Genomic DNA, 24,203 nt, shown 5'->3' on the forward strand with positions numbered 1-24,203 from the left:
ATAAAAGCGATGCAATACAAAGTATAAACAATTCAAAAAAACAGTATTTATACGCAACGGTCACGGGTTTATACTTATTAAAATCAATTGCAGTAGCATTCTTCAATCAGGGGTAATCATGATCGAATGATTCAAAATTAAAGGAACGGTACGCAATCTATTAGCGTTGTCAGCTTATTATACTTTATTTGCTTCAATATGGAATTATTCTCCTCTAATTAGAATGAGGTGACATAGCCAATTGAAGTGTTCATATGTAATCATTGCATTTCAAATCCTCATTGGCGGATCTTTCATTTTGGGTCAACTACCCGAAATTTTCGAGCTGCTGTATTTAATTTGTTTTTGCGGGAAGATATAGTGAAACAGCAACGCCAGTATCACCACCAGCAAACAGCCGATGGCATTGAGCCAGAGGAAAGATACGGTACCCATCCAGTAAACAGTCAGCACTACCACTTCTCCAATAATAGCTGCCCAGAAAGTAGCCGTTCCTCCTACCTGCTTTAAATAAAAAGCTACCATAAAGATTCCCAGCGTAACACCGTAAAACCAGGACCCCAGCACATTTACGACTTCTATCAAACTACCTAAGCTTCCTGCAAACTGCGCTACCACAATACAAAATACGCCCCATATTAATGTCCACAGTCTGGATATTCTGAGATAATGCTCTTCTGTGGCGTGTTCATTATACAAACGCTTATACACATCGATAACAGTGGTAGAAGCCAGTGAATTCAGGGCTGCAGCAATACTCCCCCATGCTGCCAGAAATATAATGGCGATAAGCAAGCCTACCAATCCTTTCGGTAAACTGTTTACTACAAAATGTAAAAAGATATAGTTGGTATCGTTGGCATCTGCTGTAGGATCTGATTTTTTGATCAATGTCAACGCCTGGCTTCTCACCTGTTGTGAAACATCATCCGTTTGCTGCAATGCTTTTTTTGCAATAGCTACCTGTGCGCTGTTTTCCGTTTCCAATGCGGCAGCCAGGCTTTTTACCTGTTGCTGTTTCAGCTGTCCTAACTCATTGTATTTATGCTCAAGCTTTAACAGTGCAGGACCTTGTGCTGTTTTATGCGTCCTGGCCAGTTGCGCTTCATTAAAAAATATCGGTGCGCGGAAGTAGAGATAAAATACAAATACCAATGCGCCTATCAGTAAAATCAAAAACTGCATGGGTATTTTTACGAGGCCATTCATCAACAGGCCCATTCTGCTTTCCTTTACAGACTTAGCAGTCAGGTACCTGCCTACCTGCGACTGATCCGTACCAAAATACGATAAGGCCAGGAAGAACCCTCCTATTATCCCACTCCAGATGTTGTATTTATCTTTCCAATCAAACTTCGTAACAATCACATTCAGTTTATCCATCTTACCGGATACCTGTAATGCCTGCTTAAAACCTATATCCGGCGGCAATAAATGCACGACCATCCAGCCGGCGAGAAACATACCACCAAAAATGATGGCCAGCTGAAATGTTTGTGTATAGGCTACTGCACGGGTGCCTCCTGCTACGGTGTAAATAATGAGTAATCCGCCCATGATCATATTGGTCCAGTAAAGGTTCCAGCCCAATAAAGAAGACAATATAATAGAAGGTGCACAGATACTGATACCGGTAGACAAACCACGTTGCAGCAAAAATAATGAAGAGGCGAGTGTACGTGTTTTCAGATCAAAACGTTTCTCCAGGAACTCGTATGCGGTATATACTTTTAGTTTATGGAAGATGGGGACAAAAGTGATACAAAGCACTACCATGGCCAATGGCAAACCGAAATAATATTGCACAAAACGCATCCCGTCTGTATAAGCCTGACCGGGTGCAGAGATAAAAGTAATGGCACTGGCTTGTGTACCGATAATAGACAACAGCACAATATACCAGGGCATAGACTGGTTACCGAGGAAGTAGCTTTCCATATTCTGCTTCCCGCTGCTTTTCCAGACACCGTATAAAATAATTATTGTGAGCGTACATACGAGCACAATCCAATCTAAAGGACTCATGAAAATGTTTTGGTGAATAAGTAGAAGAGCGCGATCAGTAATGCCAGCCAGGTAACAACAAATACGTACCAGTATCCCCAGGATGGGAATAACGGTGGTTTCTCTTCCAGCAGTTCTTTGTCTGCCATGAAATTACAGGTGTTTAATATTTCTAAATGCGCTAATCGCGTGAGTTACTCTTACTCCACATACTACCGGTTAATACTCCAAGCCCAATCCCTATCAGTAAACCGATGTGTACTCTTTTGATGCTAAATCCAATCAATAATCCGAGGATGATGCAAAAGCCGGCCGCAATTTTCAGTCGGGGCCGGTTTTGTTCGTGTTTCTTACTCATTTTTCTTTCGATCACTATTTAACAGAAATCAGATTTACAAATAACCGGTAAGCACCTGGTACCCCTGCAGGCAGTTGCCTGAAAAAGGATAATCCCGTGTACACATATCTGCCTTTACCATAGTGTGCTACCAGGGTGGAGCCGTCCAGTGGCGCTTCTCCCTTGTCGTTCATGGTAAAGAGTTTATCATACGCTTTATCTGCGTTTACAGTGTAATATAATCCACGTTCCTGCACCCAACCATTAAAATCACTGGCAGTGATATCATTGGGATAATGCAGCACCGGATCTTTTGGATTGATGAAATGCACGGCTGCATTTTCATCTGTTACCCTGTCGCGTGAAAGCCCGAATGGGAAAGGTCCCAGCTTATCCGTTACCAATGGATTATTTACGTTGTACTGCACTACCAATGTACCTCCATTGTTGACATAATCCATCAGATGGCTTTGCCAGTATTTCATACGTGGGTTGATGTTATAAGCACGTACACCAGTAATGATTGCATCGTATTGTTGCAGATTACCATTCATGATATCCTTTTCTCCCAACTCGGTTACATCATAACCTACCTGCCGCAGCGAAGCTCCTACCAGATCTCCCGCACCAGGAATATATCCCAGCTTGTTGCCGTTATGTTTCAGGTTTACGGTGACCAGTCTTGCCTGTGCAGGTGGAAACAATGTGATCACCGGAATATGATCGTAACGGATATTTTGTATGCTTTGCGTGTATTCCTTTCCGTTACAGTGCATAATTACGGTAAATGAGTCCACATGATTTTCTGTGGCTGCTTTCACCGGACTGATGTTAAAGCGCACTTCCACCTCATCGCCTTTATGCGCTAATTTGTAAGATTGGTTATTGCCGGTTGCTGTAAAGCCCGCGGGCAATTGCAGGTCGACCGTACCATTCACGTCATCCGCCATGGCTTTGATCTTTACAGGCACCGTATGTGGTTTCATATCTGTAAAGATGTATACCTGGCTGCTCAGATCCGCTACTACCGGTGGTGCTATAACCAATGGTTCGTAGAGTTCTCCTTTTACAGGATCTGTATATTTATATTGTAAAGGACGGTCTATCGTAAAGTCCTGGTCGCCGATCGTTAACCGGATCTGTGCCTGCAAAGCAGGGATATTCTGCGGATTACCTACCAGTAAAGGATCTTTTATGATGTACATGCCCACCGGATGTGCGTCGGCAAGCCAGTACGGCTGCGACTCCGGCGTATTGGCCGGTATAGCAATTATTTGAGAGATGTTGGTTAATTTATTAAACGCCAACACTTGTTTTTCTGCTACATTCGTTTTTCCGGGAAGGTCTATTTGTTGTAGCTCCACCTTCACTTTACTACGATTGATCAGTTGTACAGTAGCTTCCATATTATAGCCCGGCACCACAGTAGGTGATGTGCTATAAGCTTCTACCCATAACCCTGCACAGGCATAGATCAGTTGTTCTGTTTCTTTCAGCTTCAGATTACGCCAGTAGCCATCAGGTAATGCCTGGATAGCCTTGCGGATTTCGAGGAGTGATGGTACAGATGCGGCAGGATCTTCGGTATTGTATGCTGCCAGGGCTGCATTTACCAGCGCTCCTATTTTGGCTCCGCCGGGAACACGTGACCAGCTTGTGTTTACGCCATCCAGCAAACTGGTTTTAGGGGTATCCCCTTTAATGGTGGTAAAATATTCCAGGGAGCTGCCTCGTGAAGCAGGTACACCGAAACCCTGACTCTTATGCTGGGAGCGGCTTTCAGCAGCTATTTCGCCATAGCCTTTCCCTAATAAGTAGTTATAGGCGCCTACGTCTATTTTAAGCTGATCCTCAGCAGTGGTGTTGGTATTCCCGAAATTGAAAGTATTCCATAACAAACGCTTTGCCTGCCAGGGTTTCACATATTTCAGCTGTTCAGGAAAACGTTTGGGATCGGCGGCAGCCGTAAAGGCTTCCTCGCCCAGCATCGCGGAAGCAGTATGATGTCCGTGACCGGCGCGACTATCCGCCGGAAAACGACAGATGATAACATCCGGTTGGAATTTGCGGATCATGTATACCACATCTCCCAAAATCTTTTCTCTATCCCAGATGGTAAATGTTTCTTCCCAATTTTTTGAGAAACCAAAATCCTGTGCGCGGGTAAAAAACTGTTCTGCGCCATCAATGCGACGGGCAGCCAATAGTTCCTGTGTACGGATCAGGCCCAACAGCTCGGATTGCTCATTACCCAACAGGTTTTGTCCGCCATCGCCGCGGGTGAGCGACAAATAACCGGTCCTGTATAGTTTTTCTTTTGCCAGATAGCCTAACAGGCGTGTATTTTCATCGTCGGGATGAGCGGCAAGGTACAATACGCTACCCAGCGAGTCCAGCTTTTTAAGTTGCAATTTAATATCGGCGGCATTCCATACCGGCGATGGCTGTGCCATAGCGGGTAAACCTGCTGCTACCAATAAAAACAAAGCCAATGCGGTATAGATTCTTAAAAACATTTGATGGTACGTAATTTACAGATTTTCAAAAGTAGTAATTAATTAATGGGGCGGGAAGATAAATTGGTTGAATGGCGGAAATTAAACTATGATTTTTGTGATTGATGTGATTATCCTGATTAGTGGAGATTGTCTGAACTGTGATTTTTATGATTAATATGATTAACCTGATTGGCGAAGATTTTAGCGGAGATAGTCTGAACCAGGATTTTTAGGATTGAATGGATTACCATGATGGGTGCCGAAGATCTCAGCGGATAATGTCTGAACTGTGATTAATATGATTTTAATGATTAACCTGATTAGCGAAGATTTTAGCGGAGATAATCACATAAATCTTCGATATAGAATAAAACAACATAACACCCATCATGGTAATCCATTCAATCCTAAAAATCCTGGTTCAGACTATCTCCGCTAAAATCTTCGCCAATCAGGTTAATCATACCAATCATAAAAATCACAGTTCAGACAATCCGCTAATAAGAATAATCACAAAATAATAGACAAAAAAAAGTCCCGGTGGATCTCACCGGGACACTCATAAGCAAAAACCAACCAGCTTGCAAAAACCAATTATTAACAAAGGCGGTTTAGATTCAATTGTAACCTTCATTCTGCTGGTTGCGTATGTTGGGGTTAGCATCCAGTTCTCTTTGCGGAATGGGCAGTATCACTTTTGTACTTGGCCACATTACGAATATTGTTTTAGCGCTTGCTAAATATTTTATAAACGATTGTTTTGTGCGTGTTAAATCAAATAACCGGTGTCCTTCAAAGGCGAGCTCTTTACGCCTTTCCAGCAGGATAGCATTAATGAGTGCCGGCCCTGTAGCGGTTATTGGTGCGGCGCCAGGGTTGGCTCTGGCTGCCACGATGTTCAGATCTGCCTGTGCACCTAGATCCTGTCCGAGGTGTGCAAGGGCTTCTGCGCGAATGAGATAGAGTTCTGCCAAACGCATTACTTTAATGCTTTCGGTAAACGTGCTTACATCACTGTATTTAGAGATGATGTTAGCCGGATTTTCTCCACCGTTGCCGGTTCGTTTATCTTTCCTCAGAAAACCTGACCGCACATCTTTGACTGCATAAATATTAAATACATCATTCGTCGCTAATACGTCACCATAGCCCGATTGGCTGAACATATAACTCAACCCGTCTGTACTTCTGTTGTCTACGGGAGTATTAATGATCTCAAAAATAGTTTCGTTGTTGCCGGTGGTTTTGAAATCACTGACCAGTTTATCGGTTGCCAGCAAACTATATTTATTTTGTGAGATCACAGCACTGGCGTATGATACAGCGCCTTCCCAATCTTCTTTATATAATAAAACCCTTGACAACAAAGCTTTTGCCGTATACACGTTTATGCGTCCGGAAGAAAAAGCAGTACTTTTACTTTGATCAAATTTGCTGATCGCCGTTGTCAGGTCGCTGATGATCTGATTATAGGTTGCTTTAATGCTACTACGCGATGGCGATTGCACTAAATCAACATTGGTAACGGTTACCAGTGGTATGCCCATATGCGTGGCATCTGCAGTGTAATTATAAGGCTGCGCATACATACGCGCCAGATCAAAAAACACGAGTCCTCTAACCGCATACGCTTCTGCAATAATCTGCAGCGCTTCTGTGCTATCTGTTGACGATGGCAGCAGGGAAATATCAGGCCCTTTCTGTATCACCATATTGGCATTGGCTACTACGCTGTACAACAGGTTCCAGCTATCTGTAGTATATACATCATTGGCAGTAACAATATACTGGTCCTGGTTACGGTAACGGTTACTATTGATTACGCTGATGAAACTATTGTCTGCCCGCAAATCCGGCAACAGCGGCATTGTGCGGCCATAATAGTTTTCATTTTGCATAAGCGAATACACACCGTTGATAGCTGCGCGTAGTCCCGGTAAGTCTTTAATAGTCTTGCCCGTTTCAATAGATTGATCCGGTTTTAATTCCAGAAAATCTTTCTTACAGGCCAGCAGTGTGCTTGCCAATAATATCAGTACTCCATATGTATATTTCTTCCGCATGAATACATTAAAAATTTACATCCAGTCCTACCAGGAATGTTTTAAATACCGGTGGACGCTGATCATAATCCCCTGTCACCGGCACTTCCGGGTCCATGGTCAGGTGTTTATCTTTTACATACGTCCACAAATTATTTCCACGGACATATACCCTTATTTCATCGATCATCATTTTTTTCAACCATGGCTGCGGCAGATTATATGCCAGCATCAGGTCTCTTAAACGGATAAAACTACCGTCATATAAAAACCTGGAAGACGATTGATTGCTTAACCCTGTTTGTGTACCACCATACACCACTTTAGGTACAGTAGTAATATCACCGGGATGTTGCCAACGGTTTTCATAAGTCAGGCGCGACATTTTTGATCCGCCGCCAAATCCGCCACTACCGTCGGATTCCGTGAATGGTCCCCAGTTGTCATATACTTTATTGCCCCAATTATAAAAGAACTGAAAGCTCAGGTCAAAACCTTTATAGCTGAAATAGTTGGTGATGCCGCCATAAAACTTTGGCAGTGCACTTCCTTGCGTAAATCGCTGTGCTTCGCCGTAAGCCTTTGTAGTAGTAGTTCTGGATGCATCTTTATACCACAGTGCTTCGCCGGTTTGTGGATCTGCACCTGCAAATCCAACCAGGTAGAACTGGTAAAAATCACCACCCAATTCTCTTTTGTAAATACTTGTAATAGGATTATCCAACCTGGTAATCGTATTTTTTAGTGTAGAGATGTTAGCATCTGTACGCCATGAAAATCCGTCCTCTTTTTTCGCGATCACATTGCGGGAAGAAAGTGATATTTCTATCCCACTGTTTTTCATCTCTCCGTTATTCCTGAAAACATTAGTGATACCATTTGTTGATGATACCGGTACATTCAATAATAAACGGGAAGTAGTTCTTTTGTAATACTCCATCGTACCTGATATGCGGTTTTTAAAGAACGCAAAATCGAGTCCTGCATTAAATGGTTTATTCTGCTCCCAGGTAAGATAGGGATTGGGGTATTGCGCTAAAACATACCCCGGTTTCCCATCATAATCGTTTGCAGGGCTGTACAACGATAAGGAAGAATAATTCTCAATAGCCTGGTTTCCGTTGCTACCATAGCTAGCACGTATCTTTAATTCGTTTATGCCTGGAATGTTCTGCAGGAAAGATTCTCTGTAAATATTCCATGCAGCTCCCAATGACCAGAAGTTAGCACTTCTTTTCTCACTACCGAAGCGTGATGATGCATCGCGCCGGATAGAAGCGGTCAGATAATATCTTTGTTTATAGTCGTAGCTCGTATTCAGAAATACCCCTGTCAGTGAGTTGGCGTTTGATACAGAAGCAACACTCTCCGGTTTGGAAGCATCCCCCAGCAGCTGTACATCTGGCAACAGATTGGAAGCTGCAGCCGTATTACCGGTGTTGGTGGTCTTTTGTGCTTCATATCCTACAAATGCGTTAATGCCGTGATAGCCCCAGCGTTTGTTGAAACGCAGGATGTTGGTAGATACCCAGTTATTCCACAGGCTATTATTTACAGCAACCCAGCCATTGGTATTTCTGCCATCGCCAAAACCAGGGGCAAAAAATGCATTACTGCGGGCGTAGTTCAAATCCAGGCTGATCTTTGTTTCGAACGAAAGAAAATCAGCGAATTTGTATTTCGCGCCGGCGCCGCCAAGGAGGCCATATATAGTGCCGGTGCGGGTAGCACCGTTCAAAACAGCTACCGGATTAAAAGTATTGTTATAGCTGAAATCGTAGCTGCCATCAGCATTATAGATCTTCAACCACGGTTGCAGCCGTGCGAGCGATCGTACGGGGTTCGCCATCAGTCCTACATCTCCTACTGCATTTGCACGTTGATAACCGAGTGAAAGGTTTACGTCAAACGACAGCCGGTCAGTAGCGTTGTTACTGAGGCTCAGCTTACCTGTCATACGTTTATAGTCTACTCCTTTTAAGGCTGATTTGGAATCATACAGACCACCGGAAACATAAAATTTCGTTTTATCATTTCCGCCTGCGGCAGATAAATTCGCTTGTGTATAGCCACCATGGCGTGTTAGTACATCTATCCAGTTAGTATTAATAGTTGTATCCACGCCACGGGCACGAATTTCCTGCTGGAAGCCTGCTTCACCGGTACCATCTGCCTTGTGGGCCCAACCTTCGCGTAGCAATTCCAACATCTCTTTAGTATTGAGCGGGTAATTGGCAGGCGTAATGGTTAGTTGATTGGTACCACGTTGAATAGACGCGTTGATCTTTGTTTTACCAGATCTACCGGTTTTGGTACTGATCAAAATCACACCATTAGCAGCACGGGAGCCATAGATAGACGATGCAGCCGCATCTTTTAACACAGAAATAGCTGCAATGTCTGCACTGTTGATCCCTGCCAGGGAGTTGACATTATAATCTGTAAGGTCGTCTGTTACAACGGGCACCCCATCTACCACATAAAGCGGAGAACTTCCCGCAGTGATAGAGCCGATGCCACGTATACGAATACTGGGTACGGAGCCGGGCTGGCCGGAACCGTTGGTAGATTGTAAGCCTGGCACATTGCCTTGTAAGCTTTCCTGGAAGCTGCTACGGGATGCCTTATCATATAGAGCAGCATTTACCATAGTAGCTGAACCTGTCAAAGAACTTTTTGTTTGTACCCCGTAAGCCACCACCACAACTTCATTCAGGCCCCGGGTATCATCTTTCAACATGATGTTGAAGTTGGTATTATTATTTACTAGAACCTTTTGTTCTTCATAGCCAATGAAAGTGCAAATCAGTGTTGCCGTAGCAGGTGTTTGCATCTGGAACTGTCCGTTGGCATCGGTGCTGGCACCTTTGCGTAAGCCGGCAATGCGCAGACTTACACCTGGCAAAGGATGGCCGTAACGATCAGTTACCTGTCCACTTATATTAATCCCGGCCACCACGGCATCATCCGGCGCAATGGCCATCAGGTTCGCGGATAGTTGTTTAAAAGTAAGGCCTGTATTTTTTAAGATCTTGCGTAATACGTCTTCTACCAAAACATCCTTCACATTTATGGATACCTTGTTATTATCAGGTATCAGGTCGTTACGGTATACAAAACGATAATTGCTTCTTTTCTCAATCACCTTCAATAACCGTATAAGCGGCAGGGAATCTGCTTTCACAGTGATGCGGCGGTCTTGCTGACCGTACACATCCCCCGCTACATGTAAACAGGTAATAAGAATAATAAAGGACACCAGTTTCATTATCTATACAACTTTTCCTTATGTTTTTATATGCAAAAGGATGACATAATGTATGATTTTTTTTCATACATTTAGGTTGTTAAAGGTCAATAAAACGACGACAGCACTACATTGCCAAGTGAAGCTAACTGCCGTTTGATCTGTACAAAAGGGTAAATGTTTGCAGCATTTGCCCTTTTTTTATGAACATGGTGTCAATTTTTTCTACTATTTACCGGTTCCTTATTGGGTGATAAATACTTCATTGCTAGCGATCCTGCAATGGAATGATGATGTAACCTTCAGCGCTTCCAGTACTTCTGGAAATGATTCATTTTTAAAAGTGCCGGTAAAATGGTAGTTTTTCAACTTATTGTTGGCAAAATGTATTTTGATATCATACCAACGTTCCATTTTCACCGCAATATCTTCAAAGCGTTCGTTGTCAAATACGAGGAAATTATTACGCCAGGCGGTTTCTTTCACCATGCCATCCTGTTGCGTACCAAGGATATTTTCTACCCTGTAACCTGCTACAATGCTGGCTTTAGAGGGCCCTGTTCCGTTACTATGTTCCAGGATGATCTTCTGATTGGGGATGAGTTTTATGCTACGGGCTACTCCATCATTCAGTGTCACTTCCACCGCACCGGTAATTAAGGTAGCTTCTGTGGTTTTATCACCGGTATAGGCTTTCACATTAAAGGAAGTACCTAATACTTTGATATCCATTTTAGCCGTGTGTATATAGAACGGTTTACCGGCACTTTTGGTTACTTCAAAAAAAGCTTCTCCTGTTAAGGTTACTTCCCGGCTACTTAAATTATTCATATCCGGATCATAGGTGAGGTGACTACCTGCATTCAACCATATTTCCGTTCCGTCCGGCAGCTGCGCCCTGGAGCGGGAGCCGTCGCGGGTAAGAATAGAAGCGATTGCCACTTTTGTTCCCTGCTGCGGGTATTTATTCATCAGCAGATAAGCGCAATAACCACCCAGCACCAGTACCAGCAGCGACAAAACAGATATTATTTTACGAATATTACGTCCTTCCTTTTTAACCGGTAGCTCTTCTTTCGGGAAAACGGTTTCCATTTTCAGGAGATGTTTTTCCAATGCGTTATTCGTTTTTTTATCCCACTCCCTATTATGTGCCGGCTCCGGCCAGCTATTCAGTACAGAATACTTATATCTTAATTCAGGATCTTGTTGCAGCAGTTCCTCCAGTTCACGCAATTCTTCCATCGTGGCCTCGCCCGATACCTTTCTGCCCATCAATAGCCATATTCTTTCCTGTTCCATGTGTATGATACAAAAGCATGATTGTATATAGAAGGACAAGCAGATTTTGGAAATCTACTACTCCAACTAACAATTTTTTTAAATTATTTTGATTTGACGAAGGAGAGATTAATCACTTCGCTGATTTTTTTGAGGGCCTGGGCCATGTGTACATCGATCGTGTTAACGGAGATATCAAGGATCTGGGCAACTTCTTTATATTTCAGTCCATCTTCCCGGATGAGTTTAAAGATCATTTTTCTTTTGGGGGGTAAAGCATTTACAGCAGCTTCTATCCTTTTCACCATTTCCCCGGAAATAAAGATCTGTTCGGGGGTAGCATAGCTCACACTGAAATCCACTGCCAGTTCATCCAGGCTAAAATGCGGGGTCCTGGCGGCTTTGGTTAAATAGTTAAGCGCTATATTTTTGGCAGACACATATAAATACACCTTGAGATTATCTACCTGTAGCAGGCGTTCCCGGTGCTTCCAGACGTTCATAAACACATCAGAAGCAATTTCCTCGGCAGATTCCCAGGATTTTATGATGGAATAGGCGAATTGGCTCAGGGGTTTATAAAATAACCGGAACAATGCTTTGTAAGCCTGTTCATCTCCTAATGATGCCACCCGCTCAGCCAGCAGTTGTATATTAGCTTCTTCCGTCAATTAATTGGTTTTTGGTTGCGTGTTGATCGCTAAAGATAATACGGAATAATATTAATTTAATATTGTTTTATATCTTTTTTTGTGTAATGTATTCCGATCACTTCTTAAACATAAAATATACTGCCCCGATCAGGAAGAAGAATGAAACCAGGTAATTCCATCTCAGTGGCTCTTTGAGGAAAGTGACCGCAAAAATGCTAAATACTGTGAGTGTAATGACTTCCTGGATGGTTTTCAGCTGAAAGCCGCTGAAACCTTCCTGAGCACCATATCTGTTGGCTGGAACCATAAAACAATATTCAAAGAAGGCAATTCCCCAGCTTATGAGGATTACTTTCCACAGCGCCACATCCTGGTGCTTCAAGTGCCCATACCAGGCGAAAGTCATAAAAGTATTGGAAATAGTAAGGAGAATGATGGTACGCATGCGTTCTTTCGGTCTTATGTAAAGGAGGATTATGATTGGTCCTCCGGCAAATTTAATGGTCCTTCACTAATTTATGTACCATGGGAAAACAATGATGATAAGAAAAACAGGCTTGCACCTACTTAAAACGGTTCATCACAAAAAAAGAGGGACCGTTACCGGTCCCTCCTGGATCAAACCAAAATGGGTTTCCATTGTGGATGATATGGTATTATTGGTTACTATTTGTTTTACTACTACTGTTCCAGCTTGATTTCGCCGAGATCTGTAGCTTTACCTTCTTCCACTTTTACGTCTTTGATAATAGCATTTTTGTAAGGGCTCTTACCTAAGATAGTAATAGTGTAAGTACCTGCTTTAGCAGCAGGGATAGTAAAAGCGCCTTGTGATACAGCGCCTTTCAGCTTCTCAGCACCATTTATAGCTTCTACTTCAGTAGCACCGTTTGCAGGTGTTACTTTACCGGTAATAGAACCACCTTCAATAGTACGGATAGCATCAATACCTTTTAAAGAGTCCAGACCAGCGAGTGAATCTGTTTTAAATGTGCGGATGGAATCCAGACCTGCGAGAGAATCAATTTTGAAACTGCGGATGGAATCCACACCGGCAAGTGAATCTACACGAACAAGCGAATCTACCATTGTAGTAGTACTGTCTGCAGATTTTACTGCGGTAGCATCAGCACTTTTAAAAGCAGACATGGCTACTACCATTGTAGCTAAAGCGAACATTCCTAAGATGGATTTTTTCATGGCATTCAATTTTTTGTATGGTTAAGATTATAATAACTTCATTGGCGACGGTGATTGTGCATGGTTTTTGTTATATGCCTCTCCGTTGGCTGCCGTACAATAACAATACATCCAACTACTACTTTACCATTAGTGAAAAAAATGTTAAAGTGAAAAAAATATCTGAACTGTGATTTTTATGATTAATATGATAAGCGGAAATTGTCTGAACTGTGATTTTTATGATTAATATGATTATCCTGATGAGCGGAGATCTTAGCGGGTATTGTCTGAACTGTGATTTTTATGATTGATATGATTATCCTGATGAGCGGAGATCTTAGCGGGTATTGTCTGAACCAGGATTTTTAGGATTGAATGGATTACCCTGATGGGTGTTATGTTGTTTTAATTATCAGAGATATACGCAAAAATCTCTCATTTGATCTTCGGCACCCATCAGGGTAATCCATTCAATCCTAAAAATTCTGGTTCAGACAATCTCCGCTCATCAGGATAATCATATTAATCATAAAAATCACAGTTCAGACAATCTCCGCTCATCAGGATAATCATACTAATCATAAAAATCACAGTTAAAATTTATCTTCGCTTAGCGGAAACAAATGTTCAAAGCATGTTGCAATTGAGTAACGAAGAAATAGTAAAGGGCATCCGGACCAGGAATAAAGATGTATTTGAGGCTGTTTTTAAACAGTTCGCACCCTCTTTGTATAATATTGCTGTCCGGTATGTAAAAGATGAAGACGAAGCGAATGATATGGTGCAGGATGTTTTCTTACACCTGTGGAAAGGAGCAGAAAACCTGGATGAAAGAGCACCTGTCAATCATTATCTGGCAAGGGCAATCGTAAATACCTGTTTAAACAGGATTAAAAAAGAGAAACGCAAAGAAGTATATACAAAAGAACAATTGCTCAATGTAAATCCCATCGAAAATAATCACTCCCTGCTGGAACATAAGGAACTGGAAGCCCGATACCGGTCGGCCGTAGATAAATTACCGGAACAATGTCGCCGTGTTTTTGAAATGAGCCGCCTCAAAGGCTTATCGCCCGCTGAAATCGCTGAACAATTAAATATCTCTATCAATACAGTATACGCCCATCTCACCACTGCATTAAAACGATTGCGGGTAGACCTGATCAATAAATCTTAGGTAACCCGGAAAAAATTTTAATATCGCTTAATGGTAAAGCGTCCCCTGGTTGTATTACTAATAAGTAGCCATGAATAATCAAACTGACATAGATATAGTAATCCGTTATCTGGAAGATCCGGGAAATGAGCAGCTCAAAAAGCAGCTCAATGAATGGATTCAACAAGATGCAGGTAACCTGGATATATTCCTGGATATGAAAGATATGTGGCATGGAGATCCACTCCCCGCTGCATCTGCTTTCGATACCCACGGACAGTGGCAGGAGCTGAATGCAGTACTGGACAATGTGCCTGCTGTTAAAAAGCCCGCAGAAAAAGGCCGTGTCATTAAAATGGCGCGCAAATACTGGGCTGCTGCTGCGGTATTGCTGATAGGCGGCACCTGGGCCTATTTCGGACCTGGTAGCTATAAAACATTTGCTACCGCGCAAAACCAGGATAGCCTTCGTTTACCGGATGGCTCTACAATGTATCTCAACGCACACACAACAGTCCGTTATGCCCGCGGTTTTGGGAAAGAAAACAGACAGATCAAAATAGATAAAGGAGAAGCGTTCTTTGATGTCACTAAAAATGATGCCCTTCCTTTTATCGTAAATGCCCCCGATGTAGAAGTGCAGGTACTGGGCACTGCCTTTAATGTAAAAGCCGCCAATGCCGGTGTGAAAGTATTTGTACAATCCGGTAAAGTAAGCGCTGCCTACAAAGGCACCGAGAAAAAAGTAATCCTTACGCCCGGTGTGGAAGCATCGTTGAAACACAACGGTACCAACATTGATACCCGGGTACATAAAAAGAATAATAACATACTGGCCTGGAAAACCAGAACCCTTATTTTTGATGAAGCTCAGCTGAATGAAGTAGCGGATGCATTAGAAGATTTTTATAGTGTGCAGGTAAAGATCAACAATCAACAATTGTCTGATAAAAAACTGCTGGCAACTTTCCGTAACATGCCACTGGACGAAGTGCTGGACATTATGAAAAAAACCCTCCAAATTAATATCGCGCATAAAAATGACCTGGTAGAAATCTACTAATACGCGCCTGACATCTTGCTTATGCAGCAATTTTTGCTACAGGCGCGGCGCTCCAATACCAGGTTTGGGTGCGTGCCTGATTTTATATTTCTTGTTATCCTGGTATTCGTCAATGCTACTGCATTGGCGCAGCATCCTGGTGCCCCTGCTAAAAAAGTTTCTCTTCAATACACCAATGCCAGCCTGAAAACGGTGATCCGTGAAATAGAAAAACAAACAAAATATACTTTTGCCATTTCTTCACAGGAGCTGGAAACCCGCAACGGCGTTAGCGTACACGTACACAACGCATTGTTGCCTGATGTACTCCGCAGCCTCTTCCCACCTGCTAAATACAAAGTAGAAATAAGAGACGGACAAATCATTGTAATCCCCGTAAACGCACCACCAACAGATATTACACTGTCCGGCAACAAACGCATCGACAACGACAACCGCTGGTCAATAACAGGTAATATTACAGATGGCATGCAACCATTAAGCGGTGTTTCGATCCGTGAAAAAGGAACGGCCAATGGCGCTGCCACTACTGAAAACGGGAACTTCAAATTAGACGTCGCCAGCGGCCAGGCTATCTTACAGGTATCACTCATCGGATTTGAGACAAGAGAAATTACTGTCAGAGACCGGAAATATATCGCTGTTATATTACAACCAGATCTCAAAAAACTCAATGAACTGGTAGTGCTGGGCTATGGTTTGCAGAAACGCGCTAATATCACCGGGGCTATTGCACAGGTAGATGGCGTACGCCTGAAAAGCAGACCGGTAGCCAATGTAATGGCTGCCCTGCAAGGCACTGCTACCGGCCTGGTAGTTACCCGCAGCAACGGACAACCCGGCCGCGAAGGTTTTAATATCCAGGTAAGAGGCGTTAGCTCTGCCTCCGGCAACAATACCCCTGTTATTGTGGATGGTGTGCCAGGATCATTGGCTGTATTGAATCCTGATGATATTGAATCCGTTTCCATTTTAAAGGATGCGGCCGCCGCTTCTATTTATGGCGCCCGCGGTGCAGGTGGTGTGGTACTCGTCACCACCCGTACCGGCAAGCCAGGCAAGCTAACGGTGGATTTCAACACCCTGGCGGGTTATGAAACCCCTATCCGTTTACCTAATCGTGTACACTCCCGGGAAGCAGCTTCCATGCAGAATGAAGCGGCTGAAAATGCCGGCCAGCAAGCCCCCTGGGACCCTGCTGAAATAGATTTAATGAAAACAGGGAACCACTATGCTATAGATTACCTCCATCCGGATTACTACAAATATTACTACGATTACAATCAGATACCTGTACTCACAAAAGATAAAACAGGTATTCAGAACTACAATATTTCTGTGAAAGGCGGCGATACGATGAACCAGTTCTCTGCGTCGCTCGGCTATTTCGGGCGACAAGGACTTTTTGCAGCAGGGCCCGACCGGACACATCGCGTTAATGCACGTGTGAACCTTAACAATCGTTTCAGTAAACATTTTAGCCTGGAAACGCGCTTGTCGTATGCACAAACAAATACGTTTTCTCCTGCCCAGGCAGTAGAAGGCCCGCAAGGATTGCTGGCCGATCTTTACCGCGGACCAGGCAATGTTCCGGTATATGTTCCCAACACCACCAATTACGCATTTGGAGGCGCGCCTACCTACGCTATTTTAAAAGACGGCGGACAACGTGACGAAAAAAATAATTATATCGATGCAGTATTTACTTTACGTGCGGACAGCCTGGCTAAAGGCCTTACCCTGCGCCTGATCTATAGCCCGCAGCAACATGCATTGCAGGATAACCTGGGTAGAAATACCATTGATTTATGGAACCGGGTAGCGCCAGTTGCTATGGTACAAGCCAACAACATACTTCAGAAAAGCAAGCTGGTGGCCAAAGGAGGCAACCTTCAATTGCTGGCCGACTATGATAAGAAAATAGAAAAACACAACTTTCATCTCCTCGGCGGCTATACGCAGGAAACTTACAATACCACACAAAATACAGCGGCATCTTATAATATTACACCGCAAGAGATCAGTACTACCACCTATCAAAATGCACCACAGTTTACACAGTTACTGCAAGCCAGTGGTTCGTTGCTATCTTTTTTCGGGAAGCTGAATTATAATTACGATAACCGGTATTTAATAGAAGCTAACCTGATAGCTGCCCGGCTATTGCAGCACACTACTGCATTTGCCGGCAAGGAACAATGGCAGGCATTTCCCTCTTTTTCTGCCGGATGGCGATTAAATAATGAAACCTGGTTTAACCATGCACTCCCTTTCTTTAACGAGTTTAAATTAAGATGGTCGTGGGGCAGATTAGGGAATGTAAACAGCTGGAATACCATTCCCAATGATGAACGACTGCGAACATTCACGTTTGGGTACAACAATCTTTTCCCTCCTTTCGTGTATAAAAATCCTATTCCACAGGCAGAAGGCTGGGAAAACATCTCTACAAACAATTATGGCCTGGATGCCACTCTATTCAGGGGGCGCCTGACTTTAGCAGCAGATTATTTTGTAAAGCGCAACCGCGATATGCAAATGCCGATATTGACTTCCTCTGTTGATGGTGCATGGCCGCTGGGCTTTCATACCGGCGAATTAAAGTCCTGGGGCTGGGAACTGAATGCAGGCTGGCGAAGTAACCGTGGGCCATTTACCTGGTACATCAACGCTAATTTATTTAACAATCAGAATAAAGTATTACGCAATGACGGCGTTGCACCACAAGCCGGCTGGAATCAGGGCATTGCCGGTTATCCTTATTCCTCCCTCTTCGGATATGCGGCTGATGGCTATTTCCAGACAAATGCGGATGTGCAGCAACACGCTTTCCAAAGCAGCAGTACAGCCGCCGGCGACATCCGTTATAAAGATATCAATGGTGATCATAAAATTGACAAGGGAGACCTTGTGTACCTGGGCAGCACTGATCCGCAATATGCATACGGGATAGATGCCGGCTTTGCGTGGAAGGGAATTGATTTCTCTGTTTTCTTCCAGGGGGTGATTAATCGCAAAGTGATGCCTGATCCACGCTACAATTTACCTTTTACAGGTACCTGGCAACAACCCTGGGATATTAACCAGGATCACTGGACGCCTGATCATCCGGATGCGCTGTTTCCGCGCCTATATCTCAACGATCAGCAAAATAGTGCACCATCTTCCCACTGGGTGATGAATGGGGCCTATATACGCCTTAAAAACCTTCAGATAGGATATAGTTTACCTGCTTCGGTACTGAAAAGGATTCCTGTTACCAATATGCGGTTTTATTTGTCCGGACAGGATCTCTGGGAAACCAATAACATGAAGATTAAATACTACGATCCTGAACAGGCTGGTGGGTATAACAGTAATGTGTATCCGTTTTTCAGATCGTATACGTTTGGGTTAGCTGTTAGCTTTTAGCAGTTAGCTTTTAGTAAAATCCATCGAAGATTAAAATATATCATAATCTTCGATGCATTTTACTAAAAGCTAACTGCTAAAAGCTAACAGCTATTCTGGCTTCTTTCCTGCCAGCAGATACAATGCAGCCATACGAATAGCTACCCCGTTCTCTACCTGGTTCAGGATGATGGACTGTCCGGAGTCCGCAACGTCAGAGTTGATTTCCACACCGCGGTTGATAGGTCCGGGGTGCATGATCACGATCTGTTTGTTCAGACTATCCAGCAGCTGACGATTTATGCCATATGCCAGGGAGTATTCCCTGAGAGAAGAAAATAACGGTGTGTTTTGTCTTTCCAGCTGAATGCGCAGTATGTTGGCTACATCGCACCACTGCAATGCCTCGCGGATGTTATAGCTTACGTTTACACCGAGTGCCGCTGCCATGTACTTAGGAATCAGGGTAGGCGGACCTACTACGGTTACTTCCGCGCCGAGCTTCTTCAGGCAGTAGATATTTGAGAGTGCCACACGTGAGTGCATGATATCTCCACAAATAGCTACCTTTTTGCCTTCCACGCTGCCGAGCCTTTCCCGGATGGAGAAAGCATCCAGCAGTGCCTGCGTGGGATGCTCGTTGATACCATCACCCGCATTGAGGATGGGCACATTGATGTGCTTAGCCAGAAAATGCGGTGCACCGCTGGCAGAGTGGCGCATCACCACCATATCCACCTTCATGGATAAGATGTTGTTGACCGTATCTATCAGCGTTTCTCCTTTGGAAACAGAGGAGCCGGAAGCAGAGAAATTGACCGTATCTGCGCCCAGGCGCTTTTCCGCTAACTCAAAAGAGATGCGTGTGCGGGTAGAATTTTCAAAAAATAAATTTACAATTGTTGTATCGCGGAGCGTAGGGACCTTTTTAATGGGTCTTTGTAAAACCTCCTTAAACTGGTCGGCTGTTTGAAAAATAAGTTCTATATCCTGACGCTGCAGATCGCGAATTCCGAGTAAGTGTTTTACAGAAAGTGACATTAATGTGCAAATATAAAGGGTGAAATCTGAATTCTGAAATCCGGATTCATTTTAGTCTATCAGAATTACTTCGTCTTTACCATCTCTCTCGTTCCATAACACCCTTACTTTCTGGGAAATAAAGGCATCAATGGTGCGCCCGGTATAGTCCGGCTGAATGGGTAACTGTCGGCTGAAACGTCGGTCTATCAAGGTTAGCAGCTCCACAGAGGCAGGCCGGCCAAAATCCAGCATAGCATCGAGTGCCGAGCGAATGGTACGACCCGTATACAGTACATCGTCTATCAACACCACCTTTTTATTTTCTATAGAAAAATTAATGCTGGTTTCATTGGGCACGTGCAGTGTTTTGCTTTGATTGAAATCATCGCGATAGAAGGTGATGTCCAGTTTACCATAATCAATATGTGCGCCTGGCAACAGTTTCAGCAAGGTCTGATGGATCCTGCCAGATAGATAAATTCCCCTGGGCTGTAATCCAATCAGCACGGTTTGCTCAAACTGTAAATGGTTTTCTATCAACTGGTGACAAAGCCTGTCTATCGTAATAGCCATTTGCCTGTCGTTTAGTATCGTTTTCAAAACACAACGTTTTAGGGGCCAAAAATAATGATTAATGCTTCAGATAAAAAGTCGAAAGTGATAAAATAGCTGGATAAGTAACAGAATATTTCTTTTATCTCTATAAAAAAATATTACTATATAGCACAATATTATCATCTTTTAATAACCCACAAGAAATGAAAAAACTTATATTACCTGTACTAATGCTGGCCATTGCTATGTCTGCCAGCCAAGTAAACGCCCAACAAAAAAAGAATTTTATCAGCGGCGGAATTAGTTATAACTCCTCAAAGAATCATCAGGAGGGTGTTTTTTCCGATCAAAAAAACACGATGTTCTCTGTGGCGCCTTCTTATGGCAGATATCTGAATGAAAAATTTTCAATTGGTGTTACAGTAGCCTATAACTATGTAAAAACCGGCCGTAGTATCAATCAGAACCCGGCCAAGAGCTCAGGTGCAAGCTTTGGTCCGTTTGTACGATTTGAGCAACCATTATGGAACAGTAAGGTGTCTGTTTACAGCGAGGCGGGCATTACGGCGGGTTTCGGCAAAACAACAACAACATACGAAAACCCCAACTACTCCATTACTTATAAAAACAACTCCTTCGGTGTATACTACACCCCTGGTCTGATGTTTAACTTTAGGCCAAGAGTAGCCGTGCTAGCTAGTTTGGGCTCATTATTCAGCATTCAGCATACTGTCAGTAAACCCGAAGACGAGAAAAGTAAGATAACCGCTACTACCGCCGGTATTACATCCGGGTTTGGCCTGAATAGTATACAGTTTGGATTTATGTTTAGATTTTAATGAAGCGGGCTCTGTTATATTTTTTATCTGAATATAGCAGGGCTCCCTTTCTCTTCGTACTTTAGCTGTAGCAAAGCACAAATATGAAAACGTTAAAGATAATTATCGCTATGACAGCTTTCTTTCAACTCCTGGGATTTTCTTCTCAATCACAAATAAAAACCGGAGATAAAATACCTGCTTTTTCTTTACAGGATCAGGACGGAAAAACTTTTGATATTACCCGTGTATTAGGCAAGCAACCGCTGGTGATTTATTTTTATCCGAAAGATGAAACCAATGTATGTACCAGAGAAGCTTGTTCCTTCCGTGATTCCTTCCAGGATTTCCAAAAATACGGTGCCCTGGTAATTGGTATCAGTTCAGATAACGTAGCCTCTCATAAACATTTTGCAACGCATCACAAGCTTCCTTTCACCTTACTCAGTGATCCAAAGAATGAAGTGCGCAAATTATTTGGTGTGCCCAAAACGTTTGTGATACCGGGTCGCGTAACTTATATCGTAGATAAAAACGGAGTGGTAGTGCATGAATTTAATTCACTGCGTGATGGTGAGAAGCATGTAACAGAGTCGCTGGCTGCGTTAAAAAAGATGCAGTAAATTATTTTTTCCTCTTTTTGTTTTACGGGTGGATCGTGCCTGTTGTTATACAAAAAGCGTAAAATAAAGTGGTGAAAATCTTAAGCAATAATTTTATAAATAGCCCAGTTTATAATCCTCTCAGATCTTTAAAAGAAGTTATTTCTTCTTTCAAAGCAAATAATTGTATGCCCCATAAAAGGCCGCTTACGAGTGCAAAGGCTACCAACGCAAGGGAAAACGACACCTGCAAAAAACTTCCTTCCTGGTTGGCTAAAGTAACCACTTTGTATAGCAACCACAATGCTACCACTAAAAAAATGGCAGCTTTGATGCCTTTTGTTCTCATTTGTTTAGCAAAGTACCCATCAAATTCTTTCACTGCCACTATGCTGGCTTCTGGCAACGGAGTGCCGTCGGCTATTAGCCGTTGTTCCAGGTCTGCTACCCTGCGTTGTTTATGATATTCTGAGAAGTATGTTTTGATGATATCTGCCTGCATAGGTGCGTGAGTTCCAAAATGAAAAAACGAAGTTACAAAAAAGGCGATGGATATATACCCATCGCCTTTATATAAATCATGAACATTTACTAAGCTTCTTTCAAAAACGGATACTTGTAGTCAGTAGCCGGTACAAAAGTTTCTTTGATGCTTCTGGCGCTTAACCAGCGGTAGAGGTTCAGCATAGAACCTGCTTTATCGTTGGTACCGGAAGCACGGGCACCGCCAAATGGCTGTTGACCTACAACTGCACCGGTTGGCTTATCATTGATGTAGAAGTTACCGGCGCTGTTCACCAGTTTCTTCGTTGCCAGTTCCACTGCATAACGGTCCTGTGCAATGATAGCACCGGTTAACGCGTATTCAGAAGTGGTATCCACTGTTACCATGATCTCCTCAAATTTCTCTGCATCGTAAGTGTGGATCGTCAGTACCGGTCCAAAGATCTCTTCGCACATAGTTACGTACTTAGGATCAGTAGCTTCAATAACGGTAGGTTCAATAAAGTAACCTTCCGTCTTACTGTAGTTACCACCGGCAATGATTTTTACGGTAGGATCTTTCTTTGCATTATCGATGTAAGTTGCGATCTTATCAAAAGAGCGCTCATCGATTACTGCGTTGATGAAGTTGCTGAAATCTTCTGTGGTACCCATTTTCATGGTTTTCAGTTCAGCAACCAGTTTTGATTTTATTTCTTCAGCAAGATTGCTTGGTATGTATGCGCGGGAAGCAGCAGAACATTTTTGTCCCTGGTATTCGAAAGCACCACGGGCCAGTGCAGTAACCGCAATAGCTACATCGGCAGATTTATGTACGAGTACAAAATCTTTACCACCGGTTTCACCTACGATACGCGGATATGATTTGTATTTGCTGATATTTTCGCCGATTGTCTTCCACATGGTCTGGAATACGCCGGTAGAACCGGTAAAGTGAATACCTGCGAAATGAGGATCTGCGAAGCAGATTTCACCAATCAACGGACCACCTGCATAAACGAGGTTGATAACACCATCAGGTAAGCCTGCTTCTATCAGCACTTTCATGATCGTATTAGCAGCAAACACTTGCGTATTGGCTGGTTTCCATACTACCACATTACCGCACATAGCTGCAGATGTGGGCAGGTTACCGGCAATTGCAGTAAAGTTAAACGGTGTTACAGCGAGTACAAAACCTTCCAATGGACGATATTCTGTTCTGTTATGGATGCCCGGAGCACTGGCTGGCTGCTGGCGGTAGATTTCACTCAGGAAGTGAACATTATAGCGGAGGAAGTCGATCAGTTCACAAGCGCTGTCTATTTCTGCCTGGTAAGGGTTTTTACTCTGACCCAGCATAGTAGCCGCGTTGATGTGATAGCGGTATTTAGTGGCGAGGAGTTCAGCAGCGCGGAGGAAGATACCTGCACGTTGTTCCCACTCCATGTTCGCCCATTTTTCACGTGCTGCTAAAGCGGCTGCTATAGCTGATTTCACGTGAGACGCTTCACCCATATGGAAATGACCTAATTTATGTTTGATTTCATGTGGCGGGCGCAGATCAACAGTTTTACCGGTGCGGATCTCTTTACCTCCAATATACATGGGTATATCAGCTACTTCTGCTTTAAATGCGGCTAATTGTTTTTTCAAAGCTGCTCTCTCTGCAGAACCGGGTGCATAGTTCAACACAGGCTCATTAGCAGGCGCTGCGTATTCAAAATATCCTGTATTCATTGTAACCAGATTTTAATATTTTGCCATTGGGTTTCCCGCGAAGGTGCAAAGAAACAAAGCCGCAAAGAATATTTTATAGCGAAGATTCCCTGAATTTCCTTTGCGGGAAACCGTTTCCGCTGCAAAATT

19 protein-coding genes are annotated in these 24,203 nt (G+C 43.3%); 5 read left to right on the forward strand and 14 right to left on the reverse strand.

All coding sequences use genetic code 11. The annotated features are described in order from the left end of the window. Window positions 1-303: 303 nt before the first annotated feature. The 10 genes from CLV51_RS28105 to CLV51_RS29700 form a co-directional block, all read right to left on the reverse strand. Window positions 304-2,025 (reverse strand): sodium:solute symporter family protein, encoded by a 1,722-nt coding sequence (locus tag CLV51_RS28105; protein ID WP_106531449.1) that lies wholly within the window; start codon window positions 2,023-2,025, stop codon window positions 304-306. Then, window positions 2,022-2,153 (reverse strand): hypothetical protein, encoded by a 132-nt coding sequence (locus tag CLV51_RS29840; RefSeq protein ID WP_281261542.1) that lies wholly within the window; start codon window positions 2,151-2,153, stop codon window positions 2,022-2,024. Before CLV51_RS29840 ends, CLV51_RS28105 begins: the two co-directional genes overlap by 4 nt. 32 nt (window positions 2,154-2,185) lie before the next feature. After that, window positions 2,186-2,362 (reverse strand): hypothetical protein, encoded by a 177-nt coding sequence (locus CLV51_RS29280; RefSeq protein WP_158267180.1) that lies wholly within the window; start codon window positions 2,360-2,362, stop codon window positions 2,186-2,188. A gap of 14 nt (window positions 2,363-2,376) precedes the next feature. Next, the gene (locus CLV51_RS28110) at window positions 2,377-4,857 is read right to left on the reverse strand and encodes a PIG-L family deacetylase (protein ID WP_106531450.1); all 2,481 of its coding nucleotides are present in this window, start codon (window positions 4,855-4,857) and stop codon (window positions 2,377-2,379) included. A 599-nt stretch (window positions 4,858-5,456) separates the two neighbouring features. Next, complete coding sequence (locus CLV51_RS28115) at window positions 5,457-6,902, reverse strand: RagB/SusD family nutrient uptake outer membrane protein (RefSeq protein WP_106531451.1); 1,446 nt, start codon at window positions 6,900-6,902, stop codon at window positions 5,457-5,459. A gap of 7 nt (window positions 6,903-6,909) precedes the next feature. Then, on the reverse strand, window positions 6,910-10,149 hold the full coding sequence (locus CLV51_RS28120) for a TonB-dependent receptor (protein ID WP_106531452.1): 3,240 nt from the start codon (window positions 10,147-10,149) through the stop codon (window positions 6,910-6,912). Between the two features lie 222 nt (window positions 10,150-10,371). Continuing rightward, window positions 10,372-11,430: a FecR family protein gene (locus CLV51_RS28125; protein WP_106531453.1), complete on the reverse strand. Its 1,059-nt coding sequence runs from the start codon at window positions 11,428-11,430 to the stop codon at window positions 10,372-10,374. 83 nt (window positions 11,431-11,513) lie between these two features. Next, window positions 11,514-12,080, reverse strand: coding sequence for an RNA polymerase sigma factor (locus CLV51_RS28130; protein ID WP_106531454.1), 567 nt, complete (start codon window positions 12,078-12,080; stop codon window positions 11,514-11,516). A 97-nt stretch (window positions 12,081-12,177) separates the two neighbouring features. Beyond that, window positions 12,178-12,507 (reverse strand): DMT family protein, encoded by a 330-nt coding sequence (locus tag CLV51_RS28135; RefSeq protein WP_106531455.1) that lies wholly within the window; start codon window positions 12,505-12,507, stop codon window positions 12,178-12,180. 236 nt (window positions 12,508-12,743) lie between these two features. Further along, a complete protein-coding gene (locus CLV51_RS29700; RefSeq protein ID WP_245898992.1) occupies window positions 12,744-13,262 on the reverse strand; it encodes a carboxypeptidase-like regulatory domain-containing protein in 519 nt (172 codons plus the stop codon). 616 nt (window positions 13,263-13,878) lie between these two features. Between CLV51_RS29700 and CLV51_RS28145 the strand changes: the two genes are divergently transcribed. From CLV51_RS28145 to CLV51_RS28155, 3 genes are all read left to right on the forward strand, one after another. Next, the gene (locus tag CLV51_RS28145; protein ID WP_106531456.1) at window positions 13,879-14,421 is read left to right on the forward strand and encodes an RNA polymerase sigma-70 factor; all 543 of its coding nucleotides are present in this window, start codon (window positions 13,879-13,881) and stop codon (window positions 14,419-14,421) included. 70 nt (window positions 14,422-14,491) lie between these two features. Continuing rightward, a complete protein-coding gene (locus tag CLV51_RS28150) occupies window positions 14,492-15,463 on the forward strand; it encodes a FecR family protein (protein ID WP_106531457.1) in 972 nt (323 codons plus the stop codon). A gap of 21 nt (window positions 15,464-15,484) precedes the next feature. Continuing rightward, the gene (locus CLV51_RS28155) at window positions 15,485-18,874 is read left to right on the forward strand and encodes a SusC/RagA family TonB-linked outer membrane protein (RefSeq protein ID WP_106531458.1); all 3,390 of its coding nucleotides are present in this window, start codon (window positions 15,485-15,487) and stop codon (window positions 18,872-18,874) included. A gap of 90 nt (window positions 18,875-18,964) precedes the next feature. Here CLV51_RS28155 and CLV51_RS28160 read toward each other — a convergent pair whose 3' ends face one another. Together CLV51_RS28160 and pyrR are read right to left on the reverse strand one after the other, a co-directional pair. Continuing rightward, on the reverse strand, window positions 18,965-19,894 hold the full coding sequence (locus tag CLV51_RS28160; RefSeq protein ID WP_106531459.1) for an aspartate carbamoyltransferase catalytic subunit: 930 nt from the start codon (window positions 19,892-19,894) through the stop codon (window positions 18,965-18,967). Window positions 19,895-19,945: 51 nt separating this feature from the next. Further along, window positions 19,946-20,476: a bifunctional pyr operon transcriptional regulator/uracil phosphoribosyltransferase PyrR gene (gene pyrR / locus CLV51_RS28165; RefSeq protein WP_106531460.1), complete on the reverse strand. Its 531-nt coding sequence runs from the start codon at window positions 20,474-20,476 to the stop codon at window positions 19,946-19,948. Window positions 20,477-20,634: 158 nt separating this feature from the next. Here pyrR and CLV51_RS28170 point away from each other — a divergent pair, with 158 nt between their 5' ends. Beyond that, entirely contained in the window at window positions 20,635-21,270 is a 636-nt protein-coding gene (locus CLV51_RS28170) for an outer membrane beta-barrel protein (protein WP_106531461.1), read from the forward strand. An 83-nt stretch (window positions 21,271-21,353) separates the two neighbouring features. Continuing rightward, window positions 21,354-21,872, forward strand: coding sequence for a peroxiredoxin (locus CLV51_RS28175; RefSeq protein WP_245898994.1), 519 nt, complete (start codon window positions 21,354-21,356; stop codon window positions 21,870-21,872). 109 nt (window positions 21,873-21,981) lie between these two features. Here CLV51_RS28175 and CLV51_RS28180 read toward each other — a convergent pair whose 3' ends face one another. Together CLV51_RS28180 and pruA are read right to left on the reverse strand one after the other, a co-directional pair. Continuing rightward, entirely contained in the window at window positions 21,982-22,353 is a 372-nt protein-coding gene (locus tag CLV51_RS28180) for a hypothetical protein (protein WP_106531463.1), read from the reverse strand. Between the two features lie 89 nt (window positions 22,354-22,442). After that, on the reverse strand, window positions 22,443-24,074 hold the full coding sequence (gene pruA, locus CLV51_RS28185; protein ID WP_106531464.1) for an L-glutamate gamma-semialdehyde dehydrogenase: 1,632 nt from the start codon (window positions 24,072-24,074) through the stop codon (window positions 22,443-22,445). Window positions 24,075-24,203: the final 129 nt, after the last annotated feature.

The sequence above is a fragment of the Chitinophaga niastensis genome (assembly GCF_003014755.1).
Lineage (GTDB): Bacteria > Bacteroidota > Bacteroidia > Chitinophagales > Chitinophagaceae > Chitinophaga > Chitinophaga niastensis.